A 12,605-nucleotide genomic window follows, 5' to 3' on the forward strand; every position below is an offset into this window, starting at 1 on the left:
CGCCGATCCAAGACGAAAACCCCGGACCCCATCCCGGGCCTCCCGCCGGTCTTCCCTCCACTGGCAACTTCGCAGCCGTCGACAGTGCCCGACTCCCTCACCCCGGGAACCGCTTCCCTGCCGCCCGCCGGTACCGAACCCGGCCGAGGCTTTGCCCCCGAGCCCGTGAATGGACGACCCGGCTCCGATACGACCGTGCCGCAACGGAGTTCGACGTCCGCCGCGTCCCGGCCATCCTCGGGACCGATCGGTGCGCCCGTCAGCGAATCGGCTCGACCCACCAGGTTCCGGCGCAAGCGAGACGCTGCGGCTCCGGAATCCGTAACCCCGGCAGCGGCCGACAGAGCGGGCCACGCGGATACGTCCACCGCAGCGCCCTGGGACTGGGCTCCAGCCGAAGGCGCGACAGTACCGTTCTCGGCCGCAGCGCCCCGCGATTCGCGCCTCGGCCCGAATCAGGTTGTCGGTGCCCCCGGATATCTTGGCCCGATGGAATCGGAGCAGCCGCGGACAGCGGCGAATCAGACTTCCAGTGACAGGGCGCCGTCCCCGAGACACTCGCCGCCGCGGTCACCCTCGGTGGTCGGCCCGAGCGCGGCCGAGAACCAGACTTTCGATGCCGCTGGATATTCCGGCATTCCGTCGGCGACCCGCGCGACAACGTCGCGGTCCGCACCCCGCGATGCGCGTCCGGATGTGAGACAGGCCCCGGGTGCCGGCAGTTTCGACACGACACCGCCGGGTCACCCTCGGCCCTCGCGTGCGGCCGATACTACGCCCGGGGCCGGCGCTCACAGAGGCCGGACCGGTGGCGCGCCTGGTGATTTCGGTCGTCAGCCCGACGGTACGCGGCCGGTACTCGGGTCCGAAGCCGGTATGGCAGGTCCGTTGCCCTCGGAGGGCTACGGAAATCCTGGCCGGAACCGCGGCGCCGCGCCCGGATTCGGTAACCCTGTGAGGAATTCGGCATCCGGTTCGGCCGAGTCGATCGGTCGTGGGCGTGGCGGCAAGAAGCGGCGCAGGCGAGAGCGGGCGACCGAGGCGGTTCGGGAGGTGTTGGCGCCGACCGGGTTCGAGCCGGAGGAGTTGGCGCAGCGGCTGCCGGACACCTTGCGTGGGGTGGGGGAGCAGGCGTTGGTGGCGGTGCGGAAGTGGGCCGATCCTCGTGAGCGGGAACTGCGGAAGCGGCGGCGGGCCCGGCGGCGGAGTTTCCGGTTGGGAACGGCTTCGGGGCTGACCACGGCGGGAACCGTTGGGCTGGTGTTGATTTCCGCGCCCGCATGGGCCGTGGTGGTGGTCGGCGGCGGTGCCGTCGCACTGGTCACGGGCACCGCGGTGACCGCGAAGCGCTATCTGGAGATGCGCAAGGAGCCGCTGCCGCAGGCGACGTTCGTGCCCAGGAAGCTGCCGCCGATTCGGTCCGCCGCACGCGCCTCCATCGCCCGGCTCGTCAAGGCGGAGCGGGCGCTGCACGGATTGCATTCGCAGATAGCGCGTTCCGGACGACTGCCCGAGGACGATCTCGCCGACACCCTGGAGACGGCCGCGTCGGGTGCGGCCGCATTGCATGCGCTGGCGCAGGATGTGGTCGCGATGGAGCGCGCATCGGGGGCGTTGGGCGTGAATTCGCCGCTGGGCGAGCATGTTCGGGCCGTTTCCATCCGCCTGGACGGCGGGGTCGTCGAATACGAGGGCATGGTGGCCGCGGCGGCGCGGGTGCTCGCGGTGCCGGAGAGTGCGGCGGTGGCCGACGATCTGGGGTGGGCCATGGTCAATCTGCGGGATGCGGCCGATCGGCTCGACGGGTGGGCGCAGGCACTCACCGATCTCGCCGACCAGCGTTTTCGCGCGAATCCCTGAGCCGTCGGCCGGGTCTGGTTGCAGCTGTCGATCGGGTCCGGCTGCGTCGGGTCCCGGCGCAGGTCAGGGTGTTTCGACCTCGCGTGGCTCCGGAGGATAGCCCCGGCGGTCTCGGGGTGAACCCTGATTCTTCCCCGGATATCGCTGCTGACCTGGTGATTTTCTCAGGTGGGCGACGCAGTATGGATGGTGTCGGATCGCGCGGACGGCGGTTCGGAGACTTAGGAGGTTGGAATGTTCTGGAAGATCCTCGGCATCGTCGTCCTCGTGTGGATCGCGTTCGCGGTGCTCGGATGGCTGATCAAGGTGCTGTTCCCGCTCTTGCTGGTGAGCGCGGTCATCTTCGGTCTGTATGTGCTGTACAAGGCGGTGTCGGGTTCGAAGAACAAGTCGCCGTTGGGCAAGTACTGACGGATGCCCGAAAGGACCGCCCGCCCCGGATCGCCGGGGCGGGCGGTCTTTTTTCGTAGAATCGCCGCATGGCTACTGCTGTCGTCGCCACCGCCTACGGTGGACCGGAAGTCTTGTCGCTCGTCGAGGTCGAGGTGCCCGCACCGGGGCCGGGCCGGGTCACCATCGCGGTCCGCGCGGCCGGGGTGAATCCATTCGACTACAAGGTGTACAGCGGTGCGTTCGGCACCGATCCGAGCAAGCTGCCGATCCGGCCGGGCCTGGAGGTTTCGGGCGTGGTCACCGCGGTCGGCCCCGATGCGGTCGGTCCCGCCGGACCGATCTCGGTCGGAGACGAGGTGATCGCGCAGGTGTCGGGCGGTTACGCCTCGGCGGTGGACGCCGCGGCCGCGAGCGTGGTGCCCAAGCCCGCCGACGTGGAGTGGAAGCAGGCCGCGGGTCTGCTCAGTGTGGGCGGCACCGCCGTGCACATGCTGGTCGCGGCCGGCGTCGGCCCGGGGGACACCGTGCTGGTGCACGGCGCCGCCGGCAGTGTCGGCGCGCTGGCCGCGCAATTGGCGGTGGCGCGGGGCGCGCGGGTGATCGGCACGGCCTCGCCGGGCCGTCACGAACGGTTGCGCGCCTACGGCGTCGAGCCGGTCGCCTACGGGCCCGGGCTCGCCGATCGTGTGCGGGCGCTGGCTCCCAAGGGAATCGACGCCGCCCTCGACACCGTGGGCACGGATGAGGCGGTCGACGTCTCGCTGGCGCTGGTGCCCGACCGCAACCGGATCGCGTCCATCGTGGCCTTCGGCCGGGCCGCGGCCGACGGGTTCAAGGTGCTGGGGATGGGTCCGGGCGCCGACCCGGGCACCGAGATCCGCGGCAATGCGTGGCGCGAGCTGTTGCCGCTGCTGTCGGCGGGCAAGCTCGATCTCCCGATCGCCAAGACGTTTCCGCTGTCCGAGGCGTCGGCCGCGCACGAATTCGTGATGGACGGGCACGCCGGAGGCAAGGTGATCCTGCTGCCCTGAACCGGCGCAACCTATTTGGCGAAACGTCCCATATGACTGGCCCGCACGGCATATGTTGTTGCCCACAACATATGCCGTGTTGGTGGTCACACCCAGTGACCGCCGCCGTGAAAGGTCATCCTGATGAGGACGAAAAGCGCGCTCCCGCCGAAGAAGTCCGGACGCCGACGGGCCTGCGTCGCCGCTGCCCTGGCGTTGTCCGGCCTGCTCACCATTACCGCCTGCGGATCCAATTCCAGCTCCGGCGGCGGCAACTCCTCCTCGAACGCGCCAACGGGCAGTGGGGCCAATGGCACGGTCGGGGTCATCCTCCCCGAAACGGCCAGCTCGGCCCGCTGGGAGTCCTTCGACAAGCCGCTGCTGCAGAAGGCGTTGGGCGACGCGGGTTTCGCCGCCGACGTGCAGAACGCGCAGGGCGATAACCAGAAGTTCACCACCCTCGCCGACGGCATGATCGCCAAGGGCGTGAAGGTGCTGATCATCGCCTCGATCAACAGCGAGGTCGGTGGCGCGGTGGCCGCCAAGGCGCAGAAGGCCGGTATTCCGACCATCGACTACGACCGCCTCAACCTGGGCGGATCCTCCGACTACTACGTGTCCTTCGACAATGTGAAGGTCGGCGCACTGCAGGGCCAGGGCCTGGCCACCGCGTTGAAGGACAAGCCGGGCGCACAGGTCATCGAGATCGAGGGCGCGCCGACCGACAACAACGCCACCCTGTTCCATGACGGCCAGGAGACGGTGCTCAAGCCGCTCTACGACTCGGGCGCGCTGAAACTGGTGCGCAGCCAGGCCATCGACGACTGGAACAACCAGAAGGGCGGCACCACCTTCGAGCAGATCCTCACCGGCAACGGCGGCAAGGTCGACGGTGTGGTCGCGGCCAATGACGGCCTCGCCGGTGCGGTGATCACGGTGCTGAAGAAGAACGGCCTCAACGGCAAGGTGCCGGTGACCGGTCAGGACGCCACCGTCGACGGCCTCAAGTCGATTCTGCGCGGCGACCAGTACATGACGGTCTTCAAGCCCATCAAGGAAGAGGCCGATGCCGCCGCGAAGCTCGCCGTGGCGCTGGCCAAGGGCGACAAGGCGTCCGCGGATGCGCTGGCGGTGGGTGTGAGCAAGGACCCGAAGGGCAAGCGGGACGTGAAATCCGTCCTGCTGCAGCCGCAATTGATCACCAAGACCGAGGTCAAGCAGGTCATCGATGCCGGTTTCGTGAAGGCGGCCGATGTCTGCTCCGGTGACGTGAAGCAGGCCTGCACCGATCTGGGCATTTCCTGAGATAGATCCCGAGGGAAGAGAACATGAGTGAGCCGCTGCTCCAAATAACCGGGCTGAACAAGAGTTTCGGGCCGGTGCACGTGCTGCACGACGTGGACCTCACCGTGCCGGCGGGAGAGGTCACCGCACTCGTCGGAGACAATGGCGCGGGCAAATCCACGCTGGTGAAATGTGTTGCCGGAATCCACGCCGCCGACTCCGGCGAGGTGCGTTTCCGGGGTGAACCCGTCCACCTGCATGGCGCCAAGGACGCGGCGGCGCTCGGCATCGAGGTCGTCTATCAGGACCTGGCCCTGTGCGACAACCTCGACATCGTGGCCAATATGTTCCTCGGCCGGGAGCGCGGCAAGCCGTGGCTGCTGGACGAGGCGAGCATGGAGGAGGCGGCGCGGCGCACCCTGGCCTCGTTGGGGGTGCGCACCGTGAAGTCGGTGCGCACCCCGGTCGCAGCCCTCTCCGGCGGGCAGCGCCAGACCGTGGCGATCGCGAAAGCTGTGCTCTGGAACAGCAATCTGGTGATGCTGGACGAGCCGACCGCGGCGCTCGGCGTGGCGCAGACCCGGCAGGTGCTGGATCTGGTGCGCCGGCTGGCCGAGCAGGGGCTGGGGGTGGTGCTGATCAGCCACAACCTGGCCGACGTGTTCGAGGTCGCGGACCGGATCGCGGTGCTGTACCTGGGCCGGATGGCCGCGCAGGTGCGGACCGCCGATGTCACCACCGGCCAGGTGGTGGAGTTGATCACCGCCGGCCGCTCGGGCGATCTGGGCCTGGCCCGGCCCGAGGCCGTGGCGTTGTGAGAAGAGTTGTGGCGCTGTGAGCAAGGAATCCACTGACATGACCAATGTTTCGGAATCGACGGCCGCCGAATCGGGCACCGCCGTCACCGACTTCGGGATCGACACCACGACGCTGTCGACCCGAGAAGCCCTGCGCGACTACGCCGCCCGCCTACGCGGCGGCGAGATCGGTTCGCTACCCGCGATTCTCGGCCTGATCGCGCTGGTGGTGCTGTTCTCGCTGATGTCGGACGTGTTCTTCTCGCTCAACAACATCGCCAATCTGCTGGCGCAGGGCGCGGGCCAGACCATCATCGCCATCGGAATCGTGTTCGTGCTGTTGATCGGTGAGATCGATCTGTCGGCGGGCACGGCCTCCGGTGTCGCGGCCGCGGTGCTGGCCATGCACTACGTGGACAACGGGAACCTGTTGAACGGCATGGGGTCCACGGTGTTCTTCATCTTCATCGCGCTGCTGGTCTTGGCGGCGGTCCTCGCGGGACTGATGCGGATCTGGCCGGGTGTGGCGTTCTCGCTGGTCGGGATTCTGCTGACGGTGCTGGGGCTGCAGGCGAATCCGTGGATCGAGATGTTGTTCGCGGTCTGCGTGGGCGCGGCCATCGGTTCCATCACCGGGTTCCTGATCGCCAAGATCGGCATGCCGTCGTTCGTGGTGACGCTGGCCTTGTTCCTGGCCTGGCAGGGCGTGATCCTGCAGCTCATCGGCGAGGGCGGGGTGCTGGGCATCAGTTCCTCGAAGGTGCTCAACGAGGTGGCCAACGGGAATCTGTCCACGGTCGGAAGCTGGCTGCTGTGTGTGGTGGCGGCGGGCGGCTATGCCGGAGTCACGCTCGGCGGGCATTTCCTGCGCCGCAGGCGCGGGCTGGTCACCTCGCCCACCCCGCTGGTGGTCGCGAAGGTGTCGGCGCTGGTGGTGTTCGCGATCGTGGTGACCGCGCTGCTCACCGTCAACCGCTCGCCCAGCAAGCTGATCGTGATCTCCGGTGTGCCGTATGTGGTTCCGATCGTGCTGGTGCTGCTGGTGGCGGGCACCTACGTGCTGACCCGCACCACCTACGGCCGTCACATCTACGCGGTCGGCGGCAACGCGGAGGCCGCGCGACGCGCGGGCATCAACGTGACCCAGTTGCGGGCAAGCGTTTTCGTCATCAGCTCCTCGTGCGCCGCGGTCGGCGCGATCGTCTACTCCTCCAAGGTCGGTTCGGTCGATCCGCAGGCGGGCGGGCTCAACACCCTGCTGTTCGCGGTCGGCGCGGCGGTCATCGGCGGCACTTCGCTGTTCGGCGGCCGGGGCCGGGTGGCCGACGCCGTGATCGGTGGAGCGGTGCTGGCCGTGGTGTCCAATGGCCTTGGGCTGCTGCAGCAACCGGCCGCGGTGGTGTCCATCGTGACCGGCCTGGTGCTGCTGCTGGCCGCGACCGTGGACGCGCTGTCGCGACGTCGCGTGGCGGTCACGGGCCGGTAAGGCGAGGTGATCGCCCGGCCCGGTGATCGAAAGAGCTCGGGCCGTGGCGATTGCGGACGAAGGAGGCGCGCAATGGTAGAAACCGGTCCATGACCGTCGCCCGACCGGACGAGGTGCGCCGGTTCAACCGGTCCAGCCTCCTGCGGCTGCTGCACACCGGAGGCCCCGCCACCCGGGCGGTGCTGGCGACCGCGCTGGGGCTCAACCGATCCACCATCAAGATGCTCGTCGACGGCCTGACCGAGGACGGCGTGGTGGAGGAGAAGGTGCCGCGCCTGGCGCGCGGGGCCGGTCGGCCGTCGCTGCTGGTGCTGCCGCAACCGCAGGCGGCGGTGGTGCTGGCGGTGGATGTGCAGGTCGAGCACGCGGGTATCGCGCTGGTGGGTTTCGGTGGGCAGATCCTGGGGCGCAACAGCTGGAATCTGCGTGGGCGGCAACGGGAACCGGACGAGGTGATCACCCACGTCGCGGAGTCGGCGGCCGTGCTGGCGGCGGATCTGGATCTGAGTCCGGTGGCGGCGGGCGTGTGCGTGCCCGGGGTGGTGCGGCGGGCCGATGGGCTGGTGCACACCGCGGCGAATCTGTGCTGGGGTGAGGTGGCGCTGGGGCAGCGGCTGCGCACGGTGCTGAATCTTCCGGTCGTGGTCGGCAATGACGCCGAATTCGGTGCGCTCGCAGAGCATGTCCGCGGTGCGGGGCGGGGGTCCTCCGACGCGGTGTTCGTCTCCGCCGATGTCGGAGTCGGCGGCGGGATCATCGCCCAGGGCGCGCTGTTACGCGGCTCGGCGGGCTATCTCGGCGAGATCGGCCACATGACCGTGAACCCCGGCGGCCGAATGTGCCACTGCGGCAACGAGGGCTGCTGGGAGACCGAGGTCGGCGAGGCCGCCCTGTGCCGGGCCCTCGGCATGCCCGAGCACGGCCCCCGTGGCGCGATCGTCGCCGAACTGCGTGAGCTGCACGGTGATTGGGAGACTCAGCTGCGCGAATACCTCGACTGGCTGACCCTGGGCCTGGTCAATGTCGTCAATATTCTCGGCCCCGAACTGGTCGTGCTCGGCGACCTGTTCACGTCCCTGCCCGACGGCGCCATCGACCACGTCGCCGAGCAGGTGCGCCGCCGCAGCATGGTCAGTCGCGCCCTCGGCGGCGTGCGCATCGAAAAATCGAGGCTGGGAGCGGATTTGAAGCTGCTGGGGGCGGCCGAGGCGGCGTTCGAGGGCGTGCTCACCATGCTGTGAGGTTGAATGACCTCATGGAGCAGCTCCCCGAGGACTGGCAGCGCGGCATCGTCATCGTCGCGCATCCCGATGACATCGAATACGGTGCGGCGGCCGCCGTCGCGCGCTGGACGCGGCAGGGCAAGGACATTCGCTACGTGCTGGTCAGCAGCGGTGAGGCCGGGATCGCGGGGCTGTCGCCCGCCGAGGCGGGGCCGCTGCGGCAGGACGAGGAACGCGCCTCGGCCAAGATCGTCGGCGTCACCGAGGTGGAATTCCTCGGCCACCCGGACGGGCGCATCGAGGAATCCCTGGCCCTGCGCCGCGACCTGGCCGCCGCGATCCGCCGCCACCGCCCGGAAATGGTGGTGCTGTTCAACTTCGGCGACACCTGGGCCCGCGGTTACGCCAACTCCGCCGACCATCGCGCCGTCGGCCGCGCCGCCCTCGACGCCGTCTCCGACGCGGGCAACGAGTGGATCCACCCCGAGCTGGCCGACCTGCCCGCCTGGTCGGCCCGCTGGGCCGCGGTCTGTGGCGGCGCCGAAGGCAGCCACGCCCTCGACGTCACCGACACCTTCGACGTGGCGATCGAGTCCCTCACCGCCCACCGCCGCTACCTCGAGGCTCTCAGCTCGGACCCCGTCGAAGCGCAGGCGCGTGCCGTCCTCGAGATGACCACCGGCCCCAAGGAAGGTTTCGACGCCGCCCACGCGGTCGCCTTCGAGCTCTACTACTTCGCCGGTTGACCTACCGCCCATCGGAGGTCGTCGAGCCGCGGCCTACCGGTGGACCGCTGCGTTCTGACGTCCCGGCATGTTCGCGGCCCGGATCCGTATCGGCTGTGGTCCATCGAGGTTCGCCCGATACCGGGCGGAAAGCGCGCTGGAAGCACTGCGTCGACCGCGAAGGGTGCGCCGACACGGCAGGCGCGCCGACGGTCTCGGCGGCGGGCACCGCCGCCTACTTCGACGATGTCAAGGTCGGTAGGTGCCGAGAGCGTCGGCGGGGTGTGGCAGTCTGTCGGCGTGCGAGTAGCGGTGGTGGCCGGGCCTGATCCCGGGCATGCGTTTCCGGCGATTGCGTTGTGCGAGCGATTGCTGGCGGCCGGGGATGAACCGGTGCTGTTCACCAGTCCGCGCTGGTTCGACGCGGCGCGGGAGGCCGGGATCGGGGTGCGGCGGCTCAAGGGGCTCGCGCCCCGCGCACAGGATGACGATGACGACGCCGGGTCGAAGATTCATGAACGGGCCGCACACATTTCGACGGAGATCCTGCCCGATCTGAGTGCGATGCTGCCCGAACTGGTGGTGTCGGACGTGCTGACCGCCGGGGGCGGCATGGCCGCCGAGCGGTTGAAGCTGCCGTGGGTGGAGCTGTCGCCGCATCCGCTCTACCTGCCGTCGAAGGGGTTGCCGCCCATCGGAAGTGGGCTCGCGGCGGGGGAGGGCGTGCGCGGGCGCGCGCGGGATTCGGTGCTGCGCGGACTGACCTCGCGGGCCATTCGGCGCGGCGAGCTGCAACGCGAGCAGGCGCGGATGAGCGTCGGGCTGCCGCCGCAGGATCCGGGACCGACCGCTCGGCTCGTCGCGACCCTGCCCGCCCTCGAGGTCCCGCGACCGGACTGGCCGGACAACGCGCACCTGGTCGGCCCGCTGCTCTGGGAACCCACCGACCACATTCTGGAGCTGCCGCCCGGTGACGAACCCCTGGTGATGGTCGCCCCCTCGACCGCTCAGACCGGCACCGCGGGCCTGGCCGACATGGCGCTCGAGGCGCTGGAGGGCGCGGGCGTCCGCGTCGCCGTCTCCCTGCTCGACACCCCGCCCGCCGACCTGCCCGCCTGGGCCACAGCCGGTTTGGGCCGCCAGGACGAACTGCTGCGCCACACCTCGGTGGTCATCGGCGGCGGCGGCCACGGCCTGCTCGCCAAGACCCTGCTCGCGGGCGTGCCCATCGTCACCGTTCCCGGCGGCGGCGACCAGTGGGAACTGGCCAATCGCGCCGCCCGCCAAGGCAGTTCGATCCTGGTCCGCCCGGCCACCCCCGAAGCCCTCCGGGACGCGGTGAAACGCATCCTCGACGACCCCTCCTACACCGAGGCCGCCCGCTCCGCCGCCACCGGCATCGGGGTGGTCTCCGACCCCGTCGAGATCTGCCACGCCGCCGCCAGCTGAGGGGCGCGGTGCGGGGCGGGGTAGGCTCGCGGCCGTGCGGTTGACGGAGTTCCAGGAGCTGTTGCATACCGAGTTCGGGACGGCGCGCGGAGACGTGCTGTTGAAGGATCATGTGCTGCCGTCCATGGGGCGGACCGGCGCGCAGGCCATCGAGGCCGGGGTGGATCCCCGGGACGTCTGGCGCGCGCTGTGCGCGGAATTCGATGTGCCCAAGGCGCGTTGGTGAGCTAGCTCGTCGGTGGGCTAATCGGACCGGGTCTTCTTCGCGTAGTGGCGGGTCGCTTTGGCGCGGTTGCCGCAGGCGGCCATCGAATGCCAGCGGCGGGTGCCGTTCTTCGAGGTGTCCAGGAAGAAGAGGATGCAGTCGGGGTGGGCGCATTGTTTGATGCGGTCGGGGGTGCTCGCCAGCAGGTGGAGCAGGTTGTCGGCGGCCAGCCAGCCGGGGAGCTGGGCGGGGTCGCTCACCTCGGGTAGGGAGGCCGGGCCGTCGAGGGTGAGGGTGCGGCGGATGCGGCCCTGGGCCAGTACGGCATTGAGCTCGTCGGCGGTATCGCCCTCGACGGCGTGCAGGATCGCGTCCCGGGCGGTCGCCAGGGCGCGGCGGGTCGGCTCGTCGGCGGGGAGATCGAGGCCGTTGTCGGCCAGCCAGCGCCGGACGCCGGCCACATCGGCGAGCAGGTCCTGGCGGCCCTGTGCTGTCATCCAGCGGGTATTGAGCAGGTCCAGGGCGAGCGGTTCACCGAGGTGGGGGCGTGGATCGGGCACGCCTGAGGGTAACCGTCGCGCCGCTGGCATCGGGTCCACCACTCCTTTCTAACCTGCTAAATCAACTATAAGGGTTGACGGTGGGTGCTCCGCATCGCTAACTTCTAACCAGTCAAGCAAAATATGACGGTTAGATCATCCGAAGGGGTTCACCATGACCGCACCTGTTCTCGCCACCGGGCACATCGGCCTCAATGTCACCGACCTCGACCGGTCGGTCGCCTTCTACCGGCGGGCCCTCGGCTTCGAACAGCTCGGTGCGGGCGGCGACGGCGCGCAGCGCTTCGCCTTCCTCGGACGGGACGGCAAGCTGCAGGTCACCCTGTGGCAGCAGAGCGACGGCGAGTTCTCGGCGAAAACGCCGGGCCTGCACCACCTCTCGTTCCAGGTGGACGGCATCGACCAGGTGCGGGAGGTGGAATCGGTACTGAAGGAGCTGGAGGTCGCCTTCGCCCACGACGGTGTCGTCGCCCACGGCGAGGGCGCGGCCTCGGGCGGCATCTTCTTCATCGACCCCGACGGCATCCGGCTCGAGGTGTACGCGCCACGCGGCGCCGAGGACGCGCCCGCGCCGAGCGGCTCCGCGCCCACCTGCGGATTCTTCTGAGCCGGAATATCAGCGCGAACAGCGGAATTCGCAGGAGAGGGCCGCTTCGACGGGCGGCCCGATGGGAGCTCATATGAACGCGGTATCGGAAAGCCGCTCGGCGGCGGGCGGTGTCGCCTATCACCCGGGCGAGCTGGCGGTGCAGCGGCGGATGGGGCAGGACCACATCGCGCAGCGCGTCGGCCGGATGATCCGGGCCGATATTCCGGGCGCGGCGGCGGAATTCCTGGCCGAGCAGCCCATGATCGTGGTGGCTGCCGCCGATGACGCCGGGCGGATCTGGGCCAGCCAGCTGGTCGGCCCGCCCGGATTCGTGCACGCCTCGGGTGCGCGGGCCATCGAGGTGGAGGCGGTGCCGGTGGCCGGGGACCCGCTCGCCGAATCACTGCGCGGCACCCGGCATGTCGGCATGATCGCGCTGCAGCCCCAGCTGCGGCGCAGGATGCGGGTCAACGGGGTGATCGCGCCCGCCGCCCACGGGCTGCACATCGAGACCGAGCAGGTGTATTCGAACTGCCCGAAATACATCTCGCGGCGCGGGGTCGAGGAGTGGGTCACCGATGAGACACCGGTCGTCCGCCGGGCCTCCGAGCTGAATGCCGCTCAGCAACAGCTCATTTCCGGCGCCGACGCCTTCTTCGTCGCCTCCGCCGATGCCGACGGCAATGCCGACGCCTCCCATCGTGGCGGCAATCCCGGCTTCCTGCAGGTCCTTTCCCCGACCGAGCTGCGCTGGCCCGACTACCGCGGCAACTCCATGTTCATGACGCTCGGCAATATCGCGGCCGACCCGCACTGCGGGCTGCTGATCCCGGACTGGCGGACCGGCGTCACCCTGCAACTCACCGGCACCGCCGAAATAACCTGGGACGAAACCACGTTCACGGCCGGGTCCCAATGCTCCATCGACTTCACCCTCACCGAAGTCGTCGAGATCTCGGGTGCGACTCCGCTGCGCTGGAGCGAACCCGAACTCTTCCCCGCCAACCCCTGAAATCCCCGTCCC

The 12,605-nt window shown here is 69.5% G+C and carries 13 protein-coding genes; 12 read left to right on the top strand and 1 reads right to left on the bottom strand.

Features of this window, described 5'->3' with window-relative positions; genetic code table 11:
- Positions 1 to 954 precede the first annotated feature (954 nt).
- The 10 genes from pspM to GPX89_RS06495 all read left to right on the top strand — a co-directional run bounded on the left by pspM (position 955) and on the right by GPX89_RS06495 (position 10,453).
- On the top strand, positions 955 to 1,860 hold the full coding sequence (gene pspM, locus GPX89_RS06455; protein WP_328601563.1) for a phage shock envelope stress response protein PspM: 906 nt from the start codon (positions 955 to 957) through the stop codon (positions 1,858 to 1,860).
- 234 nt (positions 1,861 to 2,094) lie between these two features.
- Positions 2,095 to 2,271, top strand: coding sequence for a hypothetical protein (locus GPX89_RS43735; RefSeq protein ID WP_198347279.1), 177 nt, complete (start codon positions 2,095 to 2,097; stop codon positions 2,269 to 2,271).
- Between the two features lie 68 nt (positions 2,272 to 2,339).
- Positions 2,340 to 3,284: an NADP-dependent oxidoreductase gene (locus GPX89_RS06460; protein WP_157355669.1), complete on the top strand. Its 945-nt coding sequence runs from the start codon at positions 2,340 to 2,342 to the stop codon at positions 3,282 to 3,284.
- A 123-nt stretch (positions 3,285 to 3,407) separates the two neighbouring features.
- The gene (locus tag GPX89_RS06465; RefSeq protein ID WP_157355671.1) at positions 3,408 to 4,568 is read left to right on the top strand and encodes a sugar ABC transporter substrate-binding protein; all 1,161 of its coding nucleotides are present in this window, start codon (positions 3,408 to 3,410) and stop codon (positions 4,566 to 4,568) included.
- Positions 4,569 to 4,591: 23 nt separating this feature from the next.
- Entirely contained in the window at positions 4,592 to 5,365 is a 774-nt protein-coding gene (locus GPX89_RS06470) for an ATP-binding cassette domain-containing protein (RefSeq protein WP_157355673.1), read from the top strand.
- Positions 5,366 to 5,402: 37 nt separating this feature from the next.
- Entirely contained in the window at positions 5,403 to 6,830 is a 1,428-nt protein-coding gene (locus tag GPX89_RS06475; protein ID WP_157355675.1) for a sugar ABC transporter permease, read from the top strand.
- 89 nt (positions 6,831 to 6,919) lie between these two features.
- Positions 6,920 to 8,071, top strand: coding sequence for an ROK family transcriptional regulator (locus GPX89_RS06480; protein ID WP_157355677.1), 1,152 nt, complete (start codon positions 6,920 to 6,922; stop codon positions 8,069 to 8,071).
- A gap of 14 nt (positions 8,072 to 8,085) precedes the next feature.
- Positions 8,086 to 8,799: a PIG-L deacetylase family protein gene (locus tag GPX89_RS06485; protein WP_157355679.1), complete on the top strand. Its 714-nt coding sequence runs from the start codon at positions 8,086 to 8,088 to the stop codon at positions 8,797 to 8,799.
- 279 nt (positions 8,800 to 9,078) lie between these two features.
- Positions 9,079 to 10,227, top strand: coding sequence for a glycosyltransferase (locus tag GPX89_RS06490; protein ID WP_328601564.1), 1,149 nt, complete (start codon positions 9,079 to 9,081; stop codon positions 10,225 to 10,227).
- Between the two features lie 34 nt (positions 10,228 to 10,261).
- Positions 10,262 to 10,453: a DUF3046 domain-containing protein gene (locus GPX89_RS06495; RefSeq protein WP_328601565.1), complete on the top strand. Its 192-nt coding sequence runs from the start codon at positions 10,262 to 10,264 to the stop codon at positions 10,451 to 10,453.
- Positions 10,454 to 10,470: 17 nt separating this feature from the next.
- Here the strand turns inward: GPX89_RS06495 and GPX89_RS06500 are convergent, their stop codons facing one another.
- Positions 10,471 to 10,992, bottom strand: coding sequence for a CGNR zinc finger domain-containing protein (locus GPX89_RS06500; protein ID WP_328601566.1), 522 nt, complete (start codon positions 10,990 to 10,992; stop codon positions 10,471 to 10,473).
- A 154-nt stretch (positions 10,993 to 11,146) separates the two neighbouring features.
- Between GPX89_RS06500 and GPX89_RS06505 the strand changes: the two genes are divergently transcribed.
- Positions 11,147 to 11,599: a VOC family protein gene (locus GPX89_RS06505; protein WP_157355685.1), complete on the top strand. Its 453-nt coding sequence runs from the start codon at positions 11,147 to 11,149 to the stop codon at positions 11,597 to 11,599.
- Between the two features lie 73 nt (positions 11,600 to 11,672).
- A complete protein-coding gene (locus GPX89_RS06510; protein ID WP_157355687.1) occupies positions 11,673 to 12,593 on the top strand; it encodes a pyridoxamine 5'-phosphate oxidase family protein in 921 nt (306 codons plus the stop codon).
- The last annotated feature ends 12 nt before the right edge of the window (positions 12,594 to 12,605 follow it).

It is taken from the genome of Nocardia terrae, assembly GCF_009760405.1.
In the GTDB taxonomy this organism is placed as follows: domain Bacteria; phylum Actinomycetota; class Actinomycetes; order Mycobacteriales; family Mycobacteriaceae; genus Nocardia; species Nocardia terrae.

Bases quoted from the DNA above. Each gene is read 5' to 3' on its own strand.
- GPX89_RS43735 (WP_198347279.1), top strand. From the start codon at position 2,095: ATGTTCTGGAAGATCCTCGGCATCGTCGTCCTCGTGTGGATCGCGTTC.
- GPX89_RS06460 (WP_157355669.1), top strand. From the start codon at position 2,340: ATGGCTACTGCTGTCGTCGCCACCGCCTACGGTGGACCGGAAGTCTTG.
- GPX89_RS06465 (WP_157355671.1), top strand. From the start codon at position 3,408: ATGAGGACGAAAAGCGCGCTCCCGCCGAAGAAGTCCGGACGCCGACGG.
- GPX89_RS06470 (WP_157355673.1), top strand. From the start codon at position 4,592: ATGAGTGAGCCGCTGCTCCAAATAACCGGGCTGAACAAGAGTTTCGGG.
- GPX89_RS06475 (WP_157355675.1), top strand. From the start codon at position 5,403: ATGACCAATGTTTCGGAATCGACGGCCGCCGAATCGGGCACCGCCGTC.
- GPX89_RS06480 (WP_157355677.1), top strand. From the start codon at position 6,920: ATGACCGTCGCCCGACCGGACGAGGTGCGCCGGTTCAACCGGTCCAGC.
- GPX89_RS06485 (WP_157355679.1), top strand. From the start codon at position 8,086: ATGGAGCAGCTCCCCGAGGACTGGCAGCGCGGCATCGTCATCGTCGCG.
- GPX89_RS06505 (WP_157355685.1), top strand. From the start codon at position 11,147: ATGACCGCACCTGTTCTCGCCACCGGGCACATCGGCCTCAATGTCACC.
- GPX89_RS06510 (WP_157355687.1), top strand. From the start codon at position 11,673: ATGAACGCGGTATCGGAAAGCCGCTCGGCGGCGGGCGGTGTCGCCTAT.